At 67.7% G+C, this 25126-nt stretch carries 16 protein-coding genes and 2 pseudogenes; 8 read left to right on the top strand and 10 right to left on the bottom strand.

Annotation, left to right across the window (positions count from 1 at the left end):
* Position 1: 1 nt before the first annotated feature.
* Positions 2–1120 carry a thioester reductase domain-containing protein gene (locus AVR91_RS00315; RefSeq protein WP_063271712.1) on the bottom strand — a complete coding sequence of 373 codons (1119 nt, stop codon included), beginning with the start codon at positions 1118–1120 and terminating at the stop codon, positions 2–4.
* A 333-nt stretch (positions 1121–1453) separates the two neighbouring features.
* On the opposite strand from AVR91_RS00315, the gene AVR91_RS00310 reads away from it, so the two are divergent.
* Positions 1454–1834, top strand: coding sequence for a YybH family protein (locus AVR91_RS00310; protein ID WP_211282597.1), 381 nt, complete (start codon positions 1454–1456; stop codon positions 1832–1834).
* A gap of 398 nt (positions 1835–2232) precedes the next feature.
* Here the strand turns inward: AVR91_RS00310 and AVR91_RS00305 are convergent, their stop codons facing one another.
* Together AVR91_RS00305 and AVR91_RS00300 are read right to left on the bottom strand one after the other, a co-directional pair.
* Positions 2233–4644 carry a site-specific integrase gene (locus AVR91_RS00305; RefSeq protein WP_076857223.1) on the bottom strand — a complete coding sequence of 804 codons (2412 nt, stop codon included), beginning with the start codon at positions 4642–4644 and terminating at the stop codon, positions 2233–2235.
* Positions 4641–5807: a tyrosine-type recombinase/integrase gene (locus AVR91_RS00300; protein WP_083737274.1), complete on the bottom strand. Its 1167-nt coding sequence runs from the start codon at positions 5805–5807 to the stop codon at positions 4641–4643. Before AVR91_RS00300 ends, AVR91_RS00305 begins: the two co-directional genes overlap by 4 nt.
* Positions 5808–5986: 179 nt before the next feature.
* On the opposite strand from AVR91_RS00300, the gene AVR91_RS00295 reads away from it, so the two are divergent.
* Complete coding sequence (locus AVR91_RS00295) at positions 5987–7120, top strand: helix-hairpin-helix domain-containing protein (RefSeq protein WP_228709090.1); 1134 nt, start codon at positions 5987–5989, stop codon at positions 7118–7120.
* Entirely contained in the window at positions 7117–7734 is a 618-nt protein-coding gene (locus AVR91_RS00290; RefSeq protein WP_143253828.1) for a GNAT family protein, read from the top strand. The genes AVR91_RS00295 and AVR91_RS00290 overlap by 4 nt, the downstream gene beginning before the upstream one ends.
* 82 nt (positions 7735–7816) lie before the next feature.
* On the opposite strand, the gene AVR91_RS00285 is transcribed toward AVR91_RS00290, so the two are convergent.
* Positions 7817–10636: an ATP-binding protein gene (locus tag AVR91_RS00285; protein ID WP_083737272.1), complete on the bottom strand. Its 2820-nt coding sequence runs from the start codon at positions 10634–10636 to the stop codon at positions 7817–7819.
* A gap of 238 nt (positions 10637–10874) precedes the next feature.
* Between AVR91_RS00285 and AVR91_RS00280 the strand changes: the two genes are divergently transcribed.
* Both AVR91_RS00280 and AVR91_RS00275 read left to right on the top strand, forming a co-directional pair.
* Positions 10875–12842 carry a S8 family peptidase gene (locus AVR91_RS00280; RefSeq protein ID WP_063271717.1) on the top strand — a complete coding sequence of 656 codons (1968 nt, stop codon included), beginning with the start codon at positions 10875–10877 and terminating at the stop codon, positions 12840–12842.
* Between the two features lie 78 nt (positions 12843–12920).
* Positions 12921–14738 carry a proprotein convertase P-domain-containing protein gene (locus tag AVR91_RS00275; RefSeq protein WP_063271718.1) on the top strand — a complete coding sequence of 606 codons (1818 nt, stop codon included), beginning with the start codon at positions 12921–12923 and terminating at the stop codon, positions 14736–14738.
* Positions 14739–15332: 594 nt separating this feature from the next.
* Here the strand turns inward: AVR91_RS00275 and AVR91_RS00270 are convergent.
* The 5 genes and pseudogenes from AVR91_RS00270 to AVR91_RS00250 form a co-directional block, all read right to left on the bottom strand.
* A complete protein-coding gene (locus AVR91_RS00270) occupies positions 15333–16220 on the bottom strand; it encodes an alpha/beta hydrolase fold domain-containing protein (protein ID WP_063271719.1) in 888 nt (295 codons plus the stop codon).
* A 256-nt stretch (positions 16221–16476) separates the two neighbouring features.
* Positions 16477–16734: pseudogene (locus AVR91_RS44385) on the bottom strand (acetoacetate decarboxylase family protein); the annotation flags it as partial.
* Positions 16735–17005: 271 nt separating this feature from the next.
* Positions 17006–17608: a hypothetical protein gene (locus AVR91_RS42570; protein WP_143253827.1), complete on the bottom strand. Its 603-nt coding sequence runs from the start codon at positions 17606–17608 to the stop codon at positions 17006–17008.
* Positions 17609–18298: 690 nt separating this feature from the next.
* Positions 18299–20740, bottom strand: coding sequence for an FtsX-like permease family protein (locus AVR91_RS00255; protein WP_063271721.1), 2442 nt, complete (start codon positions 20738–20740; stop codon positions 18299–18301).
* Positions 20740–21492 carry an ABC transporter ATP-binding protein gene (locus AVR91_RS00250; RefSeq protein WP_211282595.1) on the bottom strand — a complete coding sequence of 251 codons (753 nt, stop codon included), beginning with the start codon at positions 21490–21492 and terminating at the stop codon, positions 20740–20742. Before AVR91_RS00250 ends, AVR91_RS00255 begins: the two co-directional genes overlap by 1 nt.
* A gap of 111 nt (positions 21493–21603) precedes the next feature.
* Here AVR91_RS00250 and AVR91_RS00245 point away from each other — a divergent pair, with 111 nt between their 5' ends.
* Positions 21604–22758, top strand: a complete 1155-nt coding sequence (locus AVR91_RS00245; protein WP_063271722.1) for a sensor histidine kinase — start codon at positions 21604–21606, stop codon at positions 22756–22758.
* A 5-nt stretch (positions 22759–22763) separates the two neighbouring features.
* A complete protein-coding gene (locus tag AVR91_RS00240) occupies positions 22764–23423 on the top strand; it encodes a response regulator (protein ID WP_063271723.1) in 660 nt (219 codons plus the stop codon).
* A gap of 241 nt (positions 23424–23664) precedes the next feature.
* Here AVR91_RS00240 and AVR91_RS00235 read toward each other — a convergent pair whose 3' ends face one another.
* Complete coding sequence (locus AVR91_RS00235; protein WP_063271724.1) at positions 23665–24084, bottom strand: histone-like nucleoid-structuring protein Lsr2; 420 nt, start codon at positions 24082–24084, stop codon at positions 23665–23667.
* A gap of 353 nt (positions 24085–24437) precedes the next feature.
* Between AVR91_RS00235 and AVR91_RS00225 the strand changes: the two are divergent.
* Positions 24438–25126, top strand: a pseudogene (locus tag AVR91_RS00225) (hypothetical protein); the annotation flags it as partial.

Here is a 25126-nt window from a genome sequence, read left to right as displayed (position 1 = left end):
CTCAGGCGCTGATCGTCGATGTTGGGGCAGAAAGGAATCCGGTCGACCTCAGGTGAGCGACGTAGCGATCCACGGTGGCTGTGTCGACCGTGGGGCACTGCAAACCCATTCCGCGCAGGAGCGCTTCGGTCCGCGGTGCCAGGAATTGCGGGTTGCCGCCGAGGACACGGCTCGCGATGACGGGAAGCAGCCGCATGACCGGGTCGCTGCCGGGTCTGTCACCCAGTTCCTCGAGCGCGGCCGACCACTCCGGCACCGGCAGGACCTTCGTCGGCCGGCCCGCGCTGCCGAGCACGGCCGCGATGTCGGTCATCGGCACCGGACATGGATGATGGATATGCGTGATCGGCCACCCGGCGGGCGGTGCCGTCGCGGCCAGTGCGAGCACCGCGCGGGCAGCGAAATCGACGGGCGTCACATTCACCGACGCCTCCGGGAGCACGCCCGAGTCCAACGCGGTCCGGACCAGCAGCCAGAAGTCATCGCCACGGGGCTGGCATGCCCCTGTGCGGCTGTCCCCGGCGATCCGATCAAGTCGATGCACTACGACCGGGAGCCCGTCGCGGTGAGCCTGCAGCACCAGCAGCTCGCCGGCACGTTTACTCTGTCCGTACCCGGACGTGGGCGCGAAACGGCCCTGCGGCACGGTGTCCTCATCGACGGAGCCATCGGCGTGCCCGAACACCTCCGACGTCGACAGGAAGTGCACCGTCGCGCCACGGTTACCGGCCAGCCGCAGAATCGTCCGGGTGCCCTCCACATTCACCGCGTCCAGCATGCGAGCGGGCAGCACGAGATTGACGTGCGCCGCCGCGTGGAACACCGTCGTGACTTGCTGCGCCAGCGCGGCGAACCGGCGCTGATCGAGCCCTAGATTCCGTGCCGTCAGGTCACCGGGCACCGCCTCGATCCGGTCCCAGTCCGGCTCGTCGAGCCCATAGACGGCTTGTGCCTGGCGAAGACGGTCGATGACCGCGACGCGCGATGCTGCACGAACAACGCAGTGTACCCGCGACGGTGTGCTTGTCAGCAGCTCGGCCAAGAGGAACGCCCCGATGAAACCGGTAGCCCCGGTGAGCAGGACATCGGCATCGGTGATGTCCGAGTTCCCCGCGGTCACCCTTGGCGACTTGATCATGACTTGAAGTTAACAGCGCCGCCGCGGTGCGCGAACCCGTCGTTCGCCGCCGTACCCGTTCGTGTGGCCCGGCTCATCATCGGTTCATAGCCACGCCGGGCACCGCGGAGGCGTGGGCGGGGGTGGAATCGCGGAGCGCTATGACTGCGTATGCGCCAGATTTCGCACTACGACACCCATCCGTCCTAATAGGACTCTTCAATGTCGCGCACTTCTCGCGGTGTCACCGTGAAGCGCGAATCCGCTCCAAGGTCGTGCCGAAATCACGCCGCCGCTTGTAGTGTCGGCGGCATGGCACCTCTCGATGCTGACACTGTGCTCGTCGATCTGCCCACGGCCGCGGAACAACTTCCCGCGGCCTTCATGGACGCCTTCAATACCGGCGACGCCCAGCGGCTCGGAACCCTTTACGCCTCCTCAGCCATCCTCGTTCCCAGCCGCGACCATCCCGTCGCGGGGAGCGAACTGCACGCCGCAAACCAACGCCTCCTCGACTACGGCCTTCCCATAGAAATACGGCTGCGGCACGCCTACGTCACGGACGACATCGCACTACTCATCGCGGACTGGGCACTGCGCGGTGTCACCCGCAACGGCGACACCGTCGACCTCTCCGGAACCGCAACCGATGTCGCCCAGCGCAGCACCGACGGACGGTGGCGCTACCTCATCGACAACCCCTACGGCACGCAGTAGAACACTGTCATAGCCTGGCGTCGGGCATGCCGATGGTGCGGAACGCCGCGGCCCGCGCATTGGCCTCCGCGACCTGCGGGGTCCGATGGTGTCGGCCTTCTCCGCCTGCTGCCCGCCACACGCGGTGAGCAGGCACGCGGCGGTGAGTCCCGCCGCGAGCCGCATGGCATACCGTTGCGCAGGCGATGTTTCGCGACCCCGCCCTTTTCTTCAGCCTGGCGCCGGTGGTGAAGGTCGCATCGCGCGAGGGACGGCTGCTCCGCTCTCTAACGCTGCGCCCCCAAGGCTGTTCGACGCACGCGCCTACAAGGAGGCTAGACGGTTCTTTGCGCCGCCTGAATTCGGCGCTAGTCGCCTGTGGACGTAGCCGGGCAATGTCGTTTGCAGCATGCTTTCGGTTAGCCGTGCGGGAACCGATCGGTGATGACGGGCATGCCGAGGTTCACCGGCTGCGGGTCTCGGCGGACGAGCGTCTTGTCGAGTGTGACGAGTTTGCGGGTGGCTTCGTGCAGGCTTGTTTGCAAGCCTTGGACTTCTCCGAGCCACCCGTTGAGTGTGGCTTCGGTGATCCGATCGCCGAGGTTGCTGATGATCGCGGTGAGCCGGGGGCGTTGTGCTGGCGCGATGCGCAGCATCGGGCAGCGGACGCAGGCGTGTTCGTGCTGGCATGGCGTCCCGTAGGGGCGTGCGCAGTCGCCGAGTTCGACCTTGCGCTGGTGAAAGTGCTGCTGGAAGTCCCGCCATTCCTCGCTCGTGGGGTTTCGGTACTCCTCGGCAGGACGCGTGGCTCGGCGTCGTTCGAGGAAGCCGCGGTAGGTGCGGATCAAGTCGTCCTGGAAGACGGCCAGGTATGCCTCGGTAGTGGCGATGCTTGAGTGGCCGAGCAGACGCGCCGCGATGTGCACAGGCAGGCCACCGGTGACCGCTTCGGTGGCGAACATGCGCCGGAAGTCGTGCGGGGTGTACCGCAGCGGCTGCCCGGCGGCGTCGACGACAGCGGCCTCGTCCAGCACCGTGGTGATCAGGTCGTACACGGTGCGGGGGCTCAGGACTTGCCATCGTGTGCCGACGCGCCGCTGGAACAGGTGCGGCAGAGGCGGGCCGGTGAGGCGTTCGTGCGGGTCGTAACGGCACACGAGCGGCACGCGTCCTGCCGCGGTGGCGCGCAAGCGGCCGATCACGGTGGCCAGCACACTCGCCAGCTCCGGGCTGACCAGCAGCAGCCGCTCCTCGTTGCCTTTGGACGGCACGATCTGCAGAAGTGGAACCGTCTCCCCGGTGTCCTGCATCGCGTAGGCGACAAGTGCCAGGTGGGTGAGTTCGAGCAGTTCCTCGAGCCGGATGCCGGTGTGACGGAAGGTTTCCACTACTGCCCACGCCCAGAACGCGTCGTCCTCGAGCCGGGTCACGTTCACGTCCTGCCCCGTGGTGAGGTCTTCTACGATGATCGGGGCCGGTCCCTGGTTGCGCTGGGTCTGCCGCGCTGTCGTGCGATCGTGTCGGCGGTACCGGCGTCCGGCGTGCGGGAAGACCTCGCCAGCGGAGGCTTCGGCGGCTGTGGTGAGCAGCGCGGCCGATGATTCACGACAGCGTTCCGCAGCGTCGGCGACCGCGGGCAGGTGGGGCAGCCGTTCGCGGACGCGCTGATGCATCGCGGCGCGAATCTGCTTCTGGTGTTTGCTCCACCCTTGGAGGTCCCGCTTGCGCACCGGTGATGGGACTGCCCAGCGGACCCAGCTGGGGTCCTCGAGCGCCCACTGCTGAATGTCGAGATACAGCGCGCGGACCCGGACGAGCACGGTGTGGGTGTTGCGCCGCGGTCGTGTCTGGCCATCCGCGTCGACGAGCGTGGCCAGCCGCGCTTTCCAAGCCTCCGCGACAGGCTCGTCGAGCTGCAGGGAGTCGATGCCCGGGTGGTGCTGTTCCAGATCAGCCCAGAACGTTCCGGCGAGCATGCCCGCCAGGCTCCGGAATGAGCTGTGGTCCAGGGATGGCCTGCGTTCGTCGAGATAACGCACCAACAGGTCCCGGACGTCGCCGCAACGGATGTCGTAGTCGCCGACGAGTTCTACGGTGGTACGCGGCCCCTCGCGCAACGCTTCCCGCAAGGGCAGATCCGCTGGAGTCACGCCGATGACGGCCAGCAAGTCCCACGCGGTGTACAGCCCGGCGCCCGCCCTACCTTCTCGAGCGTGATCCCAGGCGTAGAGCTCGAAGACGTCGTCGAGATCGAGGTCCTGGAGTTCTTTGCCGGTGTGCAGCAGAATCCTTGCCAGGACTGACATTGCGAGGGACTGGTGCCGTCCGCTCATGCCCTGGTCGGCCACGTGCTGGCGGATCTGGTCGAAGCAGGCGGCACTTCCGGCGAGCTGCACCCGGTCGAAGAGGCGGCACGACTTGTAACGGGCCAGAAAGTCGTAGCTGGGAAGGACGGTCTTGCACAGCAGCAGCGCGGCGAGCCCTTGCATGTGTTCGGTCCGGCGGGTTCCCGCACTGCGCGTGTCCTCGGGTGCCAGGCTGTCGACCCAGCCGAGGCCGTGATCGGCGCCGGCTCGCAGCCACCGTTGCTGCCAACCACTACCCGGATATGCGCTCAACCAGTTCAGAATCGTGGCGGCCCCCCTCGCGGTCAGATTCTGCTGGGTCACGGTGCCCGGCCAATCCGGCAGCGTCGGCAACAGAGCCAGCACCTCATCGGCCGAACTCGTGTCGATCGGCCCGACGTGCCGACGGTTCAGCAGATGGCTGAAGTCTCGAAGGTAGGGCTGTGCCCGTTGTCGTCGCTCGATCTGCACCGCAGTCAACTTCACGGTTGAAACCCTCCGAACAGGACGGACAGATCCGAACTGTCGTAGCCGAGCGCGAGCGGTTCAGCCGGCTGCTCGGGACGGTGCTGACGGTCCGCCAAGTGAGTCGCGACGCGGCGGACGACAGCCTCGTCTTCTTCCCAGAGATAGACGTCCGCGGTGGTCGACAGGTGCGCGTGGCCGAGAATGACCTGGACGTCCTTGAGCGTGAGATGCTGGTCGCGGGCCATCCGCAGCGCGGCGGTGTGCCGGAGATCGTGCATGGTCCAGTTCGTTTCCAGCAAGGCGTTGACCCGTCGGAATACCGCCCGGAGCGCCTCGTAGTTCAGCGGGTGCCGGCGCAGCCCATCACCACGGTCACGGCGCCGCAGCGTCCACCACAAGGGCTCCCTCAGCCCGGGTGTCTCACCCAACGCAGCCAGGTAGAGCCGAATCCACATAAACGCGTCCGGGCTGGCCGGCAACCACTGCTCAGCACCTGTGCCCTTCCTCACGACCCGGACGAGCTGTTCGCCCCAGTTCAGATCAGCCCCGCACACGCCGAGCAACTCCGCCGCACGCGCACCGTTGCTGACCGCGAGCGACACGATGGCACGGTCACGATCAGAACGCAGCCCGGCGAAGAACGAGTTCCAGCCTTCATCGGGCATCTCCCGAGGCCTGCGCTTGGGCAGTCTCGGGTTGTACCGGATCCTGCCCTCCGCGGTATGCCGCTCCAGCGGGTTGTGATGGGCGTGCGCCCGCCGGCCCGGGCGTGCGAGCGGAACGGGGTTGATCACAGGTCCCTCGCCGGTCTCTAGCCAAAACTCATAGAAGCTCCGTAACACCGCGTTCGAATGCCGGATCGTGCGCGGCTTGTAGCGGTCGTCCAGATACTGCTTGCGAGTACGTGGGTTCACCTTTCCCGCTGTGGCTGCCGAGATCGTGCGGGCCGATACCCGCTCCTTTGGCGCTTGCTGTAGCCAGAGGACGAGGTCACGGGTTTCCTCGCTCGTCGCGTGATCCCATTCCACCTCGACTACTCGCAACCATCGCCACCAACGCAGCAGAACGTAGGCGTAGCTGCGAATCGACCCCGTCCGATTGTCTCTCGCCACGAAGTCGGTCAAGAACCGGCGGATCGGTTCCACCGGCTGCCCGTTGCCGTCGACCACCAGCCACGGCACGACACCCTCCGCAGGAGCGACCTTCCCCCACTGCGGCAACCGCAGCAGGCCGATATCCCGTGCTACCACCCCAACCGCCTTCCGCGATCCGTCATGGAAGGCAGGTCTACCCCTGCACAGCCTCAACGCTTCCCGCCAGCACGGCGTGTCACGAGTTAGTCCGGTCAACAGGTATGCAGATGGCCGTCGACGTCGCCTCCTTCACCCCAGCTGAAGCCGACTTGTTGCGGCGGGCGATGGGCGCGAAACGCTCCAGCGCCAAAATGCGGAAACTCGCCAAGAGGTTCTTCGACGGCGCCGCGGCGAACGGGGTCGACCGCGACACCGCGGTCAGCGTGTTCGAGCAGATCCACGCCTTCTCCGGCTACGGCTTCCCCGAAGCCCACTCCATGTCCTTCGCCCTGCTCGTCTACGCCTCCGCGCATCTCAAGTACTACTGGCCGGCGGCGTTCTGCGCGGGCCTGTTGCGGGCGCAGCCGATGGGGTTCTACTCGCCGCAATCGCTGGTCGCCGATGCCCGTCGCCACGGCGTCATCGTGCGTGAGCCGGACATCAACGCCAGCCTCCCGCACGCCACCCTCGAACCCGAGCCCGAAAGCACCGGCGGCCACGCCATCCGCCTCGGCCTCGCCGCGATCAGGAACGTCGGCGACAACGCCGCCGAAGAGATCGTCGCCGAACGCCAAGCCAACGGCCCGTACACCAGTATCGGGGAGCTGACCGAACGCGTCCGGCTGAAGAAGCCCGCGATCGAGGCGCTGGCCACCGCCGGCGCGTTCACCAGCCTCGGCCCCGAGCGACGCCAAGCACTCTGGGCCGCAGGTGCCGCGGCCACCACCCGGCCCGAGCACCTCCCCGGTCTCGCGCCCGGCCTGGACGCACCGGCGCTACCGGGGATGACGCGGTTCGAGGTCACCGCCGCCGACCTGTGGGCCACCGGCATCTCACCCGGCACCCACCCCGTCGAATACCTCCGGACCTGGCTCACCGAGCGCGGCGCCGTCAGCGCCGCCCAGCTCGGCCAGGCTGAGGATGGTGCGCGGGTGTGGATCGGGGGAGCGGTCACCCATCGGCAACGCCCCGCGACCGCGGGCGGGATCACCTTCTTCAACCTCGAGGACGAGACCGGCATGGCCAACGTTCTCGTTTCCCCGGGACTGTTTCACCGGAGTAGGAGAGTGTTGCTGGCGAGCAACGCCTTGCTGATCCGTGGCATCGCTCAGGTGACCGAGGGAACGTGCACGGTGGTCGCGGATCAGGTGCGGCCGTTGGATCTGCAGGGTTTGGTGTCGAAGTCGCGTGATTTCCGGTGACTGGGGCGAACCGGGAGTGGCGGACGCTGGAGGTGCCGATCCGGCCAGGCTCGGGTGCCCCGAAGCGGTGCCCGTGGGGGCATGAGTTGGCGGTCGGTGGCGTGCGGCAGGGCTGGTCGCAGGACTATCGGGCTCCGGAATGGCTGTGCGAGGCCTGCCACGCGTTGACCGGTGAAGGCGGTGTCTGGGCGATGATCGACACCGCTGTCGCGCGGCAGGTGATGGAAACCGGTGTGGACGAGTACGGGCTGCGCCTGGTCGTCCTGCCGCCACCGGTGTCCGCCGGGATCGGCGCCATCCAGCTTCGCCTAGGGCGCACGGTCTTCGGCGAGGTGCGCTTGTCGCTGTGCCCGGTCGACCGGCGCGCGATCCTCGTCCATGTCGAGGTCGAGGAGAAGCATCGACGTCGTGGCGCGGGCCGTGTGCTGGTGCACGCCGCCATGGAGCGGGGCGCCAGATTCGACTGGTCGATGCTGCCCATCGGGCGCGACCCGGTCGCTGTCGCGTTCTGGGCCCGGGTCGGAGCGGCCGGGTCGGCGAGCCCGCATCCCTGCACGCATCAGGTCGACGCGAAGGTGGTCCCCGCCGAGTCGCGGTGGACGAAGTGGTGGTGAGCCGTTCACTCGGCTGATGATCGCGGCCTACGGCGGCAGCGTCACATTCCTCGGAATCCGTCCGGCCTCCCGGAGAAGCTGGTCATCCGGTGTGAGCGGCGAGGTCATGTCGGGAGGTGGCTCCGGTTTTGCGGAGAGCGTGGGCGATGTGTTGTTCGACGGTGCGGATGGACAACCCGAGGCGGTGGGCGATGTGGGCGTTGGTGTGTCCGTCGCAGGCTAGTGCGGCGACTTCGGCTTCGCGGGGTGATAGTTGCGGGCCGTAGCCAGGGCGGCCGCGTTTGCGGGGGGTCCTGCTTTTTAGCAGGTTCTGGCAGCGGCGTTGAGAGGTGGTGGCGCCGAGGGTGCCGAAGATGTCGGCGGCGATGGCGAGGTCGTTGGTGTCGTGGTGGAGGACCGTGTGGGCGTAGCGGTCCCGCAGAACGTGGATGGTGGCGATCCATTGGGGACGGGGCAGTTCGGTGTAACAGGCCAAGGCGTGGTCGTAGGCGTCGAGGACTGTGGTGGGCGGGCTTTGTGTGAAGTCGTGAGTCATCGCCCGGGCCAGGGCGAGTCCGGCTTTCGCTGAGGGAGCGTCGGTGTTGTTGAGGTCGGCGGTCGTGGTGTCGAGCAGTTGCTGTAGTTCCCGCGTGCGTGCTGCGTGAGGGAGCAATTCGGCGGCGACGGGCAGAATGTCGCTGGCCCACACCGACATTCCGGTATCGGCGATGACACCGAGGGCGGCGTCGAGATGGCGCATGGCGGTTGTCTTCGCGCCGCGGTGGTAGTGGTGACGGGCCAGTAGTGCGGCGGCGGTGGCGCTGATCGGGGGTGCGGCCGTGGTGTCGGGGTGTGCCGCGCTGATGTCGGTGAGGTGAGCGATGGCGGCGGCGGTGTCGCCAAGTTCGAACGCGAGGGCTCCGGCGACCAGACGGCATTCGGAGGCGACCAGGGGCAGGGCGGCATAGCGGGTGATCAGTGTTTCGGCGGTGTCGCGGAGGTTGGTCCAGTCGCCGCTCAACCAGTCCAGCAGCACGGCGGCGACATGCAGTTGTTCGGTGAGGTAGGCAGCGCCCAGTTGCCGGGACCAGAGTCGGCCGCGGCTGAGGTAGCGGCGGGCGGCGGTGTAGTGGCCGAGCCAGCTGGCGCTGTCGGTGAGGTTAAGACAGCCGCGAAGCCGTTGCCGGGCCAGTCCTGGGTCGTCGGTGTCCTCGGTCAGCAAGCTGGCCGCGTGCCAGGCCTTCGGTGAGCCGATGCTCATGAGCGTGGTCAGTTTGTTGACGTGGATGGTTTCGGCGGTGAGCGGGTCGGGTCGGATCGCAGGGTCGGTGAGGCCGGCCTCTACCCGGTCGAGCCAGGCGAGGTGGGTGCTGATGTGACGTCGGCCGGTGTAGGGAATCGCTAAGGAGGACATGACTTTCAGCGCGAGCGCTGGATTGCTCTGTTCGAGTTCGCCGGCGGCGTGTTCGAGTTCGTGGTATCCGCCGACGTGGTCACCGGCCTGGCTGAGCAGAAGGATGCCCAAGTTGTTCCGAAGTTCACCGCGGACCGCCTCCGGCAGGGGAACCGCGCTGAGGATGTCGCGGACGGTGGCGATGATGTGCTCGTTGTCCAATCCGTCGAACGCCGCCCGGCTGAGTGTCATCGCCAGATGAACGCGTTCGTCGGTGGCGAGTTCGGCCCGCCACAGCACCTCGCGCAGCAGTTGGACGGCGGTGCTCCAGTCACCGGCGCCGATGGCGGTCTCTGCGCTGTGTTCGCTATGTATGCGCCAGCGGTCGAGATCGCCAGCCTGGAACAGGTGGTGGGCTGTGCGGATGGGGTCGTCCGGCCACAGCGTCGCGGCGGTGCGGTGAAGTCGTCGGCGAAGGACAACAGGTGTCGCATCGTGGATGGCTTGCCGGGCGAGCTCACGGTGACAACCGAACCGGTTCGGCCGGATTTCGCGAAGGATTCCAGTAGCGAGAGCTATCGGAAGGGCGGTGCTGATCGCGGCCTCGCTCAATCCCGACAAGCCCTTCAGCTCGGCTTCAGTGGCTCCGTCGACGCAGACGGCAGCAGCACGCACCAGGCCGCGGAGATCACGGTTCTGCTGCTGCAGCGGTTCGAGGTAAGCGTCCCGCAAGGCGGCGGGGAGGGTGGGGTGACGCTGGGCGGAGAGCGCGAAGGCGTCCCTGACCAAGGCGGTGATCGCGAGCGGGATCCCCTCGGTCAGCGGGAGAAGTGCTCGCGTGTCCTGAGGCAGTGGGGCACCTTCGCAGAGGCGCTCCGCCAAGACGACAGTGTCGCCGTCGTCGAGCGGCTCGAGCAGGATGTGTTTCACCGGGAAGCCCGAGGTGCCCCGGTGCATGAGGTACATGGGGTGCTCGTACGGCCGATAGGTCAGGACCATTGCCAGGTTGACGGGTGGGCGGCGCGCGAAGTACTGGAGGAGCGCGCGGGTGCCGTCATCGGCCCAGTGCACGTCGTCGAGAAGCAGGACCGCGGGCTCGGGTGACGAGAACAGGACGTGAAGTGCACGCAGGCGGCGAGCGAGGTCTGCGCGCGGGTCGGAAAGCGACGGGAGCGACGGCGGTAGCCGGTCGGCGAGTTCAGGTAGCGACGACACCAACGCGCCGAGCACCGGATTCCCCTGCTGGGGGACGAGGTCGGGAGCTGCGAGCACAGCTTCCAGCACTGGCTGAAGCGGGCCGCATCCCGGTGTGCAGTGCCCGGGCACCATCGTGCGCGTCATGCTCGCGGTCGAGGCTCTGATCCGGTCGAGCAGGTGTGACTTTCCCACGCCGAGTTCACCTTCGACCAGCGCAACGGCCGAGGTGTGCTTGAGGAGAGCGACAATCTGGTCCTCGACCTTCCGCCTAGTCACGGACGTCACGCCAGCTTGGCGGCTGGCGGTGCTCGCCGCTGCACCACCTGTAGTCATCGGCACACCGTAAGCACAGTCGCAACGGCGATCAACCCGCAGAAAGTCCGGTCATTCTCGTTCCCCGGCGGCCTCTCCGGACCGCGCTTTCACGGCGATGCTGGGATACGCGCCGTGGGCTTTTGTGCGTGTCGCAAGGGGGTTTTCGTGCGTGGCGGCACGGATTGATAGTGCTCTGCGACGTGAGGATCGTCGTGGGCCGAGAGGAACGGACGTTTCCTCGAGGAGGTTCCCCGCCATGACACCAACCCGGCTTTGCCTCGGGACGAGAACCGCGGCCGTACTGGCGTTCGCGGTAGCAGCCACCACCCTGTCGACCCAGGGATCGTCGGCGACACCGCTGTCCGGCACGCACGTCGCCGACAGCGTCCGCGCCTACCTGGTGCTGACCGATCCCGGCAACTCCGACTCCGCCGCGAGAGCGGTCACCGCCAACGGCGGAACGGTGCGGAACACCTTCGCCCCGATCGGTGTCGTTCTCGCGCATTCGGGAGCCGACGACTTCGCGGCCAAGATGCGCAACGTGACCGGAGTGCAGAAGGTCGGTGACACGCGAGGCGGTTACGACGTCCCGCCGGAAGGAATTCGTCCCGCGCGCGCGGGACAGGACTCGACCGCGCGCCGCTACCTCGAACCTCAGCTGGGTTCGGCGATCGCGGCGCCTGCGGAGCCTGTCGACTGGAACATGCAGCAGATGGGCGCGGACAAGGCCTGGGCGATCAACCCGGGCAGCCGCAACGTCACCGTCGGGATCCTCGACACCGGCGTCCAGGGCACCCACGAGGACCTTCGGGACAACTTCGACGCTGCGAACTCGGTGTCCTGCCTCTACGGCAGACCCAACACCGCTCCCGGCGCCTGGGAGCCGGACGCCGGCGCTCCCGCGGCGGGCCACGGTACGTCGGTCGCCGGGATCGTCGCAGCGGCGAAGAACGGCAAGGGTGTCATCGGTGTCGCGCCGAACGTGCGGATCGCGTCGGTCAAGGTGATGGAGCCGTCGGGGAACATGTTCCCCGAGAACGTGGTCTGCGGCCTGATGTGGTCGGCCGATCACGGTTTCAAGGTCACCAACAACAGCTACTACGTCGACCCCGTCATGTACAACAACCCGAACGATCCCGATCAGGCCGCGGTGATCGAGGGTGTCCGACGCGCCGTCGACTACGCCCGGGGCAAGGGTGGCGTCACCGTCGCTGCCGCCGGGAACTACTCCACCAACCTCGACACCGAGCCCGGCCTGTTCCTGCCCGGCGACCTGCCCAACGCCGTTTCGGTCACCGCGGACACCATCGACAAGAAGCTGGCCTCCTACTCCAACTACGGTCTCGACACCGTCGAGCTGACCGCGCCCGGCGGCGAAGGCTCGGCGATGATCAACACCACCGCGCTGGGCGGTGGGTACACGACCTTCAACGGAACGTCCGCGTCCTCCCCGCACGCCGCCGGGGTCGTCGCCCTCCTCGCGTCCGCACATCCGCAGGCCACCGTCGATCAGCTGCGCACGATGCTGCTCACCCAGGCCATCGACACCGCCTGCCCGGCCGGGGACAGCCGCTGCACCGGCACCACGGCGAAGAACTCCCACTTCGGTGAGGGCATCGCCAACGCACTGGCCGCGGTCTCCGGCGGAAAACCCGACCCCGATCCCGAACCGGATCCGGAGACACCCGTCTACACCTCGGACTTCGAGAACCCGACGGCCTGGACGATCAACCCCGGAGGCACGGACACCGCGACCGCCGGCCGCTTCGAGGTGGCCGCGCCGTCGGCCACCAACTACAACTCGCTGACCATGCAGCGCGGCGACACCACCAGCGGCACACGCGCCCTGGTCACCGGCGCGGCCGCAGGGGCTTCGGTGGGTGACAACGACCTCGACGGCGGCGTCACGAGCGCACTGTCCGGCCCGGTCCAGCTGCCTGCCAGCGGCACGCTGTCGCTCAAGCTGTCCTGGTTCCTGGGCTACCTGTCCAACTCAACGGGCGCGGACTACCTCCGCGTCCGGGCCATCACTCCCGACGGAGCGACGGTTCTGTTCGACAAGAAGACCGGCTCCATTGACACCGCGGCGCAGTGGTCCACCGCGACCGCCGACCTGACCGCGCTGGCGGGCAAGACGATCCGGATCGCCGTCGAGGCCGCCGACGCGGCGGGCGGAAGCCTTGTCGAAGCCGGAGTGGACGACCTCCGCATCACCCGTCGCTGAGCCACCACCCCCGCCGAGTGACACCGGGGTCCCCGTCTGAGGCGGGGACCCCTCCCTCCCCTTCGCCTGGAGAAAGTCATGCACATTCGCACTCTCACGACCCTCGCTTCCGGTGCCGCTTTCGCCCTCGCTCTTTTGCCGCCCCTGCCGGCGTCGGCTGTCTCGCCGCCGCCCGGGTCCCCACCCACCGCGCTCGTCGACGCGCTCAGCCGCGATCTGGGAATCAGCCGGGACGCGGCGCGGAACCGCCTGCTGGCCCAGGACACCGCCGAAGCGATCGCCCGTACCCTTCCCGCCCAGGTCCGTGAACAAAGCCCGGGATCCTGGCTCGACGACACCACTGGCAGGCTCATGGTCGCCGTCACCGACACCGCAGGGGCCGCGCAAGTCGCCGCCTCCGGCGCCACACCGGTGACCGTGTCCCGCGGCCGCGCCGAACTGCAGCGCCTGCGTACCGAAGTCGCGCGCCTCGCCACCGGGATCCCCGGGGTGACCGGCTGGGGCATCGACCCGATCAGCGACACCGTCACCGTCCGGATCGCCGCCGCGGCCGACGATCACGCCACCGAACAGTTCGCCAAAGACATCATCAGGCTCGGGAACGGCGTCCGCATCACCCACGTCGCCGACCGCCTCACACCACAAGGCGGGGACGTGCGCCCCGGAGGACGCTGGCTCCCTGGCGCCGAGGCCAACTGCTCCATCGGCTTCCCCGCCACCGACGCCACCGGAGGCAGGCATTTCCTGACCGCCGGCCACTGCACCAACGACCCCAACCAGCCCGCCTGGGGCAGCAGCGGCCAGCAAGACCGGATCGGCACCTCCAACGTCGGCGGCACCCACAGCGTGTTCGGCCGAGAAGGAGACATGGGCGTCGTCAACGTCACCGAACCGACATGGCAACTCTCCCCGTCGGTCAACACCTACGGCGGCCCCGCCGTTGACGTCACCGGCTCGACCGAACCACTGGTCAACCAAGCCGTCTGCCATTCCGGCGTCGCCTCAGGCTGGCAATGCGGCAAGGTCACCGCCATCGACCAAACCGTCGTCTACACCGTGGCCACCATCGAAGGCGTCTCCTTCACCACCGCCTGCTCCATCGCCGGGGACTCCGGCGGAGCTTGGCTCGCCGGAACCAAAGCCGTCGGCCTGCACTCCGGAGGTCAATCCTCCTGCTCACCAGGAGGAGCCCGCGATCAGTCCACCTTCCAGCCGATCAACGAACCTCTGCGCAAGTGGGGCCTGACCCTGCAGACCCGCCCGGGGCACAGCGACACCCAGGCACCCACCACACCGGCAGCCGTCCGCGTCACCGCCGTCACCGCGACCACCGCGACCCTCACCTGGGACGCCTCCACCGACAACACCGCCGTCACCGGCTACCAGATCTATACCGGCGACACTCTCGCCGCCACCTCCACCACCACAAGCACGACCGTGACCGGCCTGGCGCCCGGCGCGAGCTACACCGTCACCGTCAAAGCCGTCGACGCCGCGGGCAACACCTCTCGCGCCAGCACACCCATCACCATCACCACCAGCACCGGTGACACCGCACGAACCTTCACCAACAGCACCAGCACACCCATCCGCGACTACCAGACCAGCCGCAGCACCATCACTTCGACAGCGCCAGGAAACACCATCACCCCGATCACCGTCGCGATCACAGCGGACCACACCTGCGTCGAAGACCTCGACATCACCCTCACCAGCCCCGCCGGACGCAGCTACCCACTGCACAGCTACGGCGGCACCACCTGCCACCTGCTCACCGGAACCACGAGCCACACCGTCTCCACCACCGAAACCGCCCGCGGCACCTGGACGCTGTCCATCCACGACGGCGGACCCGGCGACACCGGCACCCTCCATCGCTGGAGCCTCACACTCTGACCGCACACTCCGACCGCCGAGGCGGCGTCTGGACGAACACGACGAGCCAGACTCCGCCTCGCCTCTACTACCTCGTGGCACACGGGGAATCCGCATCGGCTACAATGCGGACCCCAGCCAGGGCGCTCGGCTGGAACTCGTCAAAACCCTGGACGAGGCGTCATATCGACAGGCCATCGAGGCGATGACCGTCCCCGACGCTATACACGTACGGGGCTGGTCGACCTGTCCGACCTCGGGTCGTTGCCGCTGTGGGCTCAGCAGAACAGCGAGATCGTCAGGTTGCTGGATGCCACGCGCTTGGGGCCTCTGCGTGAGCAGGGCAAACGCCGAGCTTGAAATCCTCCGCTACTGGTCGATCGGGCGGCCTATCCCGCTCGGGTCAGGCAGTGGGGCACAAGGTATCGGCGCTTCATCTCGGCCTGTTCAATCACTGGATCAGGTGACTCACCGGCGCCGCTCCAGGTGCGCGGCTAGGGGCGCCCCGAGCCCCTGCCGGAGTACACCCTTGTGCCACGGTGGATGGCCTAAGGGATTCGGATGCTCGTCGACCTTGCCGAACAGACGTCCGTCCTCCGGCCCGTTCGAGAGTGATCAGGCTGTGAGGCGTTCGGCGATGATCGCCCGCGCGGCCTCGCCCGTTCGGGTGGGTAGCAGCGGGTAGACATGCACGAGCCCCTTCTCCTCGTGGAACTCCATCTCGACCCCTGCCGTTTTGGCGTGGTCCCGCAGCAGGTGCGCGTCCGGGTTGAGGATGTCGTGGGTGCCGGTGAAGACGGTGAGCGGACCGAGCCCCGTCAGGTCCCCGGCCAGGGGGCTCACGCGGGGGTCGTCGACGGGCAGCTCGCCGCGCCAGCGGTCCGCGAACACGCGGATGCCGGGCACTGCCAACCAGGGATCGCTGGGCTGGACCTGCGGGATCCGGGGATTCGAGCAGGTGAGGTCCAGGGCCGGCGAGATGAGCAGGGTCCTCGGCAGGGTGACGTTGTACTGGTCGCGCAGAACCATGGCGGCGGACAGGGTGATCTGGCCTCCGGCGGAGTCCCCGGCGAGTCGTACCTCCCCGTGCTGTTCGCTCGCCTCGCGGGCGAGGTCGACGACGGCGTCCAGCACGGCGTCCGCCGTGCCGAGCGGGACCAGCGGGTATATCGGCACCACGACTGTGGTCCGGGCTTTGGCGGCGATCTGGGCCACCAGCCGCCAGTGCTCTGCGGATATTTCGTTCACCCAACCTCCGCCGTGGGTGTACACGACGGATCCTCGGGGTGCGGCGTCCGCGGGGCGCACACGGTAAACCGGCCAGCCGTCGCGACGCGAGACGTCGATGGTCACCGGAAATCCGAGCCGACGCGGCGGTGCGTAAGGGCGAGGCCGCAGCGCCAGGTCGTCGATATGCGCTTGTGCGTTTTTGGCGGAACGGAACGCGCGATTCCTGCCGGCGGCGCGGAGATACCAGGGGATGACCTGTTCGGGAAGGCGCATCAGAGTCTGCTCCAGGGGTGTCGACAACGCGAATTCGCGTTGCTGGGGGGCGGACGATCGCTGACCGTACCTATCGGACGGCATTCCGGCAGAGTTTGGCCTTCGGCCGCTGCTAGAAGTTGCTTAGGGGAACTCACTGGTCGGGGACCCGTGTTGACAAACGCGTACACCGTCGGCACGTGGGCTCGGGCTATACGTCACTGAGGGGCCATGGGCTTGAAGGGGCACTGCTGTTGGCGCGGACGCTTGTAGGTCCTTAAGGGCGTTTTGCCTGGTCGAGGTAGTCGTGCACCGGTGTCGCGGGGGCGAGGGTGAGATCGGTCAGGATGTGGGAGGCTGAGATGACCTGGTGTACGGGCAGGTCGGCCAGTGGTGCCATGACGTGTTCGGCAAGGTGCAGTCGCGCTGGGCCTTGCCAGGCCCACTTGATGTCGATGTCAGTGATCTGTGTGCGGATCAGGTCGCAGACGCGCAGGCCGCCGGTGTAGTCCGGGATCGCCTTGATCGCGAAGGTGGCGTACTGACCGTCGGCGCGCATGCTCGCCGACGATGCCACGACCAGCGTGGCCGCGATCGCGGCGGAGGTAGATGTGTACCGCCGTACGTCGGATGTGGAACGACGACACGGATTTGCGTCGCGTAGTCGTGCACTACCGGACGGGGATACACGAGCTCGTTGATGAGCAACCGCGTCGGTGCCGCTCGGGCCCGCTGAGGACGGTCTGGTCCAGGATGCTGCCAGTTCGATGGGCTCCCCGTCCGGGCAGTCCATCGAACTGACTTGCCTAGTCGGTGGCGTTGACCGCCGCCCCGTCATAGAGAACCGTGCCGGCACTGTCGTAGACCCTGACTTTGACTTGCTCTATTTCCCTGCGCCCGTCCGCCAGGATCTTTTCGAACTCGGCGCGGCTCTCTTCGGACGCGGCCTCGTGAGCTTCGAGTCTTCCGCGCGCGTCGCGGAGACTGACCATGTCCACCACTATTTCAGCGGCGAAGGTCCCCTCCACGACATCGGCTTCGGCCACAGTGTGGCCAGCGATCAGCTCCAGTCGGACCGCTTCGGGGGCGAGGGCTCCGAGCACCCAAACGGTGTCCCCGTTGAAGGCCGGCCGCCATTGCCAGACCGAATATGGACGCCGAGTAAAATCCCGGTCGTGGCCAGCTGGTGCCAGATTCAACCATGTCCCTTGGCTGTTTTCGAGATTGCAGATTCCGTCGGCTCCGTTGTCGTTGTAGGCGAGGAGCGCGCCACGTTCGGCGGTGGCTCCGACTCTGGCCCCGGGGTGCCATCCCTGAGTGGGAAGCAGATCCTTTGTGCAGCCTCGTGCGGCCTTCTCCTCCAAGGTCGCGGTGAGAGCGGTTTCGAGCTGCTCAGCGGGTGAAGTCACTGTGTGCTGTCCTCCTCTTGTCGCGAGCGCAAAACGATCATGTTTCACTCTCGCGGTGGTCGGTGGCGGGCGCATCAGGGAGATTCCCCGAGTTTCGAGTCGCGCCTAGGTTCGGAAGTAAGCGCTTACTGGGCGCGCGGAATTGCGGTGCTGCTTCTCGCAAACCCATCCTCTGGTGACAAAGGACGTCCATTCGTTGTTGTAATGCCCGGTCGGGTTGGGCAAGTCGGCCTCTCCCTTGCCTGCGTGGTGACAACAGGCCGGGTGGCTCGCTCCGCGGCCGTACGCACAGCCTTAATCGGTCGGATTGCGTCGCGGCGAGTGCCCAATTCGTCTCATGATGTACGTCGTACGAGTCTATCGCGGTAGGGGCGGCGGGAGCCAGGGCGCATCTGGCGGCGAGGGCCGCGGTACCCGCTCCGTGTCAACGGTCATCGTGACATCCCGCAGGGCACCGGGGTGGCGTCGGTGATCCACTGATCACGGGTCGTGAGTGGTACGGGTGGTTCTGGCCGACCTGTATTTTGGTCACCTGCGGCGGAATCCGCGGTGCTGGCGAAACAAGGGCGGCCCTTGTCACCTCTAGCGCAACTCCGGCGGTCCGGCCCTCGCCGTGCGAATCCCGATGAGCATGGCCCCGTAGGTCACCAAATATCGCCGGTTCTCACCGCCCGCAACACTCACGACCCCTTACTCGGTGTCGGCGTGGATGGCGGTCAGGATCGGCGTCTGGGCCGCTTTGCGGGCGGGCCAGAGCGAGGCCAGGATGCCGATCGCGACGGTCAGCAGCACGAAGACGCCCAGCCGGTCCCAAGGCAGTACCAGCGTCAGCTTCCCGACGCTCAGCACCACGGCCGCGCCGAGCGCACAGCCCGCGACTAGCCCGATGAGCGCGCCCAGCATCGCGATGATCACCGACTCCAGCCGGAGCACCGAGCCGACCTGCTTGCGGCCGAGGCCGACCGCGCGCAGCAGGCCGATCTCGCGCACTCGCTCCAAAGTGGACATCGTCATCGTGTTCACCACGCCGAGCGCGCCGATTAGCACCGAAACGCTCAGCAACGCGTACAGGATGTTCAGGAAGACCGCCGCCTTCGCGCCCGCCGCCTCGGCGACCTCGGCTTTCGTCTGGACCACCAGTGTCGGGTTGGCGAGTGCGTGCTGGATCGCCTTGCTGACCGTCGACGCGTCCTGGGCCGTTTTCACCAGGATCTTCTGTGGCGCGGCGTCCTTCGGCACGGCGATCAGTGCCCGCTCGCCTGACTCCGAGGCCTCGTAGATGGCCACGATCGGCAGTGATGCCGGTGAGTCGCCGGAGTTCGCCTTGAAAGTGCCGGAAACTACCGAGCCGATGGTCCAGCCGTATGCGGCCGCCAGCTGCTCCGAGACCGCGAGGCCCGTCGCCAGCTGGTCGAGTGTGCCCTGCTTGATCTTGAGCGGGAAGAAGTCGGTGACGCTCCGGGGATCCACGCCGGTGGGGTTGAGGAACCCGCCGTCGTCCAGCTGGATGGCGACCGGGGACAGCGGAGTGACCGACTGGACGCCTGGCACCTTGGCGATGTCCGTGGCGGTCTTCGCGGACAGGTCGGCCCAGTCGATCGTGGTGACTTCGATGTCGGCCTTGTCGACGGTCGCCGACATCTTCGCGCTCGCCGCGGCGACCGAGGCGATGGGCACGGTGACCGCGGCGCACACGGACAGGCCGATCATCAGCGACGCCGCGGTGGCGGCGGTCCGGCGCGGGTTGCGGCGGGTGTTCTCCACGGCCAGCGTGCCGCGCATCCCGGCCAGCCGGGTGAGTGGCCCGCGCAGGATCTTGGTCAGGCCGAGGCTGAACCACGGCGTCAGGATGATCAGGCCGAGCATGGTCACCGGCGCGCCCAGGTAGATCAGGTCCTCGGCCTGGATGCCTGCCACGGTGATCGCGGCGCCCAGCAGCGTGCCGACGAGGCCGATGATGTTCCTGCGGCGCAACGACTTCGCGGTCGGCGAGACCCCCGTGCGCAGTGCCGCGATCGGCGGGATCGCGGCCGCTCGCCGTGCGGGGATGTACGCGGTGACCGTGGTCACGCCGACGCCGACCCCGATGGCCGCGCACAGCGCGCCGATGCTGAACACCTGCAGCGGCACGCCGGGTCCGTTGATGACCGCGAACGCGCGGTTGAGCAGGAGCGCGGCGCCGATGCCGAGCAGGTACCCGAGCACCGTAGCGATCAGGCCGAGCACGGTCGCCTCGGCGAGCACCGTGCGCAGCACGTACTTCCGCGACGCGCCGACCGCGCGCAGGAGCGCGTTCTCGCGGGCGCGGGCCGCGGCGAGCATGGTGAACGTGTTCGCCACCAGGAAGACCGCGACGAACAGGGCCACGGCCGCGAAGATCAGCAGGATCTCGGTGATCTTGTTGTCGCTGCGCGGGGTGTTGAGCTGGTTGCCCGTCTCGATCGAGAACTGCTTCTCCGGCAGGATCGCGGTGACACTGTTGGCGAGCGTGTCCTGGCTGACGCCGGGCGCGGCCACCAGGTCGATCGCCGAGTAGCTACCCGGAACGTGCGCGAACTGCGCCACCGCGGTCTTCATCTCGAACGCGACGAGCGTGCCGCCCGAGGCCAGCCGCGCGTCGTCGCCCGCGAACACCCCGACGAGCCGCACTTGGCGCACCACGCCCTTGACGATCACGCTCACCTGATCGCCGGCTCCGAGGCTGGCCTTCTTGGCGGCGAGTTCGTCGACGGCGACCTCGTCGGGACCGGCCGGCGCCTTCCCGGCGCGCAGCGGGAAGCGGGCGGGGTCGTAGCTGACGCCGACCGCGCGGTCGGGCAGCCCGACGAGCGCGCCGTCCTTGCCGACGAGGAACGCGCGGCCGTCGGCGATCGGCCGGACCGCGGCGACTCCTGGCAGGCCTTGGAGTTGACCGACGACGTCGTCACCCATCGGCGTGCTGTAGCGCTCCGGCGCCACCTTGACCGCGACGTCGGCCTGCGCGCGGAGCTGGGCGCGTTCGATCGAGGACTTGACCGCGTCGCCGTAGAGCAGCGAGCCGACGACGAACGCGACCCCGAGCACCACGCCGAGCGCGGGCAACAGGTACCTGGCCTTGTGCGCCAGTATCGAGCGGAATGCCAGCCGGAACATCAGCCCACCGCCTGCGTGTCGAACCGGCGCATGCGGTCGAGCACCCGGCCGGGTGTCGGCTGGGTCATCTCGTCGACCAGGCGGCCGTCGGCGAGGAACAGCACGCGGTCCGCGTAGCCAGCGGCGATCGGGTCGTGTGTGACCATCAGCACCGTCTGCTGCCACTGCCGTGCGCAGCGCTGCAGCAGCGAGAGGATCTGCGCGCCTGACCGGGAATCCAGGTTGCCGGTCGGCTCATCTGCGACGACGATCTCCGGCCGCGTGATCAGCGCACGCGCGCACGCGACACGCTGCTGCTGACCGCCCGAAAGCTGCGCCGGCCGGTGGTCGAGCCGGTCCTTGAGGCCCATCGCCTCGATGACCTGGTCGGTCCAGGCACGGTCGGGTTTCTTGCCGGACAACGACAACGGCAGCGTGATGTTCTCCCAGGCGCTCAACGTGGGCAGCAGGTTGAACGACTGGAAGACGAACCCGATCTTCTCGCGGCGGACCTGGGTCAGCTGCTCGTCGTTCAGCGAGCCGAGGTCGACACCCGCGATACGGGCCTTGCCGGAGGTGGGCGTGTCCAGCCCGGCGAGGCAATGCATGAAAGTGGACTTGCCGGAGCCGGACGGGCCCATGATCGCGGCGAATTCGCCACGGCGGAAGCGCACCGACACCTCGGACAGCGCGACCACGGCGGCACCGCCGGTGCCATAGACCTTGCTGAGTTGCTCCACTTCGGCGACAGCGTGTTCGTTCATGGTCCACATGGTTCGCGGTCGGCAGAGTTTTCCGGCTCAACCAAACTGCCGAGTGAACCTGGACGTGCTCGGCCGAACGAATGAGGACTGTCCTTGGAGAACTGTCCTAACGTGGCAGCCATGCTGGCGACATTCGCAAGGCTCACCTGGATTCAGCGCGGCGCGCTGGCGCTGGGGCTGCTCACGGCGGCCACGCTCGCGGTGCTCGAAGGCACCAGCGCGGAAACCCCGGCCACCGGGATCGGACTGGCCATCTGCGGGCTGGTGCAGGTGGCCGTGCTGGCCATGCCCACGCTGCGCCCGGTCGTGCTCGTCGAAGCGTGCGGTGTCTCGATCGCCTTCACGCTGCTCTGCGCGGCACTGCCGGACGGCTTGGACAACACCTACGGCCTGGTCGAGACGATCGCGCTCGCCTGCCTGATGACACGGGTGATCATCGAACTGCCACCCCGGCGCTCGGCGCTGCTCGTCCCGTTGCAGGCCTTGACGATCGTGACGCTGCCGACCCGGTGCTACACGATCGAAAAGCCCGAGCTCGAGGTCTTCGTCATCCTGACCTCCTTGGCGACGGCCGTGGTGGTCCTGCTCGGGTTGTACCTGCGCTTGCACGACCAGCGCCGCGCCGACGGCCACGAGCTGGCCAAACAGCTGCAGCGCCTCACCTACGCCCGCGATCTGCACGACTTCGTCGCCCACCATGTGACCGCGATCGTCGCGCAGGCGCAGGCCGTCCGCTACACCACGGCAGCCGGGAACCGGCCGACCCCGGAGGCGCTCGACGCGATGCTGGCCGGCATCGAGAAGGCGGGCTCGCAGGCGCTGGCGTCGATGCGCGGGATGATCGCGGTGCTGCGCGACGACCAGCCGATCCCGGTGCGAAAGCCACTCGGCGCGGTGCTGTCCGAGCCGGCCCGCGACTTCGTCGGCCCGCCAGTACGGGTGGAGATCGACGAGGCGCTCGCCACAACCCACCTCGTCCCGCACGTGCTCAACGCCGTGCACCACGTCGTCCAGGAATCGCTCACGAATGTGTTGCGGCACGCGGAAGGCACCACCGGGGTCGAGGTCGGCGCGCGCACGCTGCCCGACGACATGCTGGAGATCGTGGTGCGCAACGATGGCGCGGCCAAACCCGGTTCGTCCGGCGGCGGGTTCGGTCTCGTCGGACTGGGCGAGCGCGTCGAGGCGGTCGGCGGGACGCTGACCTCCGGGCCGGTGGACGACGGCTGGCGCGTGGCCGCGACGCTGCCGTTGACCTCGGCTCTGCCATCATGACGCGGATGAGCACCCGTGTGTTGATCGCCGACGACCAGGAGATGATGCGCTCGGCGTTCGGGATGATCCTGGCTTCCCAACCGGACATCGAGGTCGTCGCCTCGGTCGGCGACGGCCAGTCCGCCGTCGACGAGGCGCGCAGGCTGCGCCCGGACGTCTGCCTGCTCGACATCCGGATGCCCAAGCTCGACGGCCTGCAGGCGACCCGGCTGCTGGCAGGCCCCGGCGTACTCAACCCGTTGAACGTCCTCATCGCGACCACGTTCGACCTCGACGAGTACGTCTACCGCGCGCTGCGCAACGGTGCCTGCGGCTTCCTGCTCAAGGACATGTCGCCCGCGCTGCTGGTGGAGGCCGTCCGCGCCACGTCGGCGGGCGCGACGTTGATCTCCCCGACGGTGACCACCCGCCTGCTGGCCCACTTCGCGCTCGACCGCACGGACAAGGCCACCCCCGACGCCGCGCCTGCCGAACCGCTGACCGAGCGCGAACTCGACGTGGTCCGCCAGGTGGCGCAGGGCCGGACGAACAGCGAGATCGCCACCGACCTGTTCGTGAGCCAGGCGACGGTCAAGACGCACCTGGCGAACGTGCAGCGCAAACTCGCGGTGCGCAATCGCGTGGAGATCGCGGCCTGGGCATGGCGCACAGGCTTGTGCGTTTGACAGGGTCGTGAGCGTTGCGGACGATTGTAATAAGTGAGGGGAACGTCTTCGGGCCGAGGTACTGCGCTCCCGCAACAGTGCCGGGGGGTTAGCCGCGGCAACAGGGGCATGCCGTGCGCACCACCCCAAGAGAGAGTCGAATCTGTCCGACGCTATGTGCACGGCGCCTCAATCTCTACAACGGTTGGTGCGCCCTTGATGCCCCCAGGTGAATCGGGCGAAGGACATCAAGGGCAGTGGTTCAGGATTTCTTACGAGGCGCACGCTTGCGCTTAGTGGGGGCCTGTTCGGCGGCTGGTTCGGCTGGGGTCGACTCCGCGCTGTCGAACGCTTCGTAGATCTCTTTCGGGATGCGGCCGCGTTCGGCGATCGCGTAGCCGTTGGCCGACGCCCAGACACGGACTCGCTGATTACGCTCACGGTCGGTGGGCTTCGCAGTGCCACCGGCCACGGTGGACTGTCCAGTTGCGACTTTCACCTTGCGTCCGCCGACTCGCCTGCTGGCGTCGATGAAGCGCTCGAGCTCTTCGCGCAGGGCGCCGGCATTGTCATCGGAGAGGTCGATCTCGTAGGTGACGCCGTCGAGCGCGAAGGGCACGGTCTGGGTGGCTTCGCCACCGTCGATGTCGTCGACGATTTGGACGGATACCTTTTGTGCCATCGAAAGTGCCTTCCGCTAGGTCATGCCGCGCCACCTCGGACTGGCGCAGTGTCAATAAGTCTAGGCGTACGACGTGTCCGGCGTGGAGACGACATCGCTACGGTGGTGTTGCGCGGCGTCAAGTGGCAACCATTGAGTAGCTTCCTGGTTCCGTGAGCGGACTGCGGGGAGCTTGCGCCGTTGATCACGTTGGGCTCGTCCTCGTCCTCGTCCTCGACGTCGAGGAACGCGTCTCCGCCTGTCGCTCCGAGTCGTTGGCGGAGATGCGCGCCGTGAAGATCATGGCTGTGGCCGAGGAACCGCCGGTGCTGGTTCCCGCACCGGCTCCGCAGATTGGCGGTAGAAAGTAGTGCATGGCGGAGTCGCACAACGAGATCGGTGGAGAAGTCCCTGGCTTCGTGCTGCAAGCGAGGGATGTCTACGTCGCCGGGGCGGTGCCTGCCGCGTTGGCCGGACTGCCGCCAGCCAATGCGGACTTCACCGGCCGGACGGCCGACCTCAGTCGGATAGCGGATGTACTGCGGCCGTCGCCGGAAGGCGCGCCGGTCGCGGTGTCTTCGGTAGCCGGCCTCGCTGGGGTCGGCAAGACCACGCTCGCGGTCAAGTCGGCACACGATGCCGTCGGTGCAGGGTGGTTTCCTGGAGGTGCGCTGTTCGTCGACATGCAGGGCTATTCGGCGGGCAACCGGCTCGATCCCGGTGAGGCGTTGTCGATGCTCCTGCAGGCTCTCGGCGTCGCTGCCAAGCACATCCCACCGGCGTTGCCGGCGCGTGAGGTGCTGTACCGATCCCAGCTCGCCGGGCGGAAGGCCCGGGTGCTCGTCGTTGTCGACAACGCGTCGTCTGCCGACCAGGTTCGGCCGCTGGTGCCGAGTGCCCCTCACAGTGTGCTGGTGACCAGCAGACACAAACTCGGTGATCTGCACGGGGCCAGGAAGATCGATCTCGACGTCCTGCCCGAGACGGAAGCGGTGGCGATGCTTGACGCAGCCGTGCGCACGGCGAATCCGGGGGAAACCTCCGGCCGTGTCATGACAACCGT

This window comes from Amycolatopsis keratiniphila subsp. keratiniphila (assembly GCF_001620365.2).
GTDB classification, from domain to species: domain Bacteria; phylum Actinomycetota; class Actinomycetes; order Mycobacteriales; family Pseudonocardiaceae; genus Amycolatopsis; species Amycolatopsis keratiniphila.
This window is presented reverse-complemented; position numbering and strand designations above follow the sequence as displayed.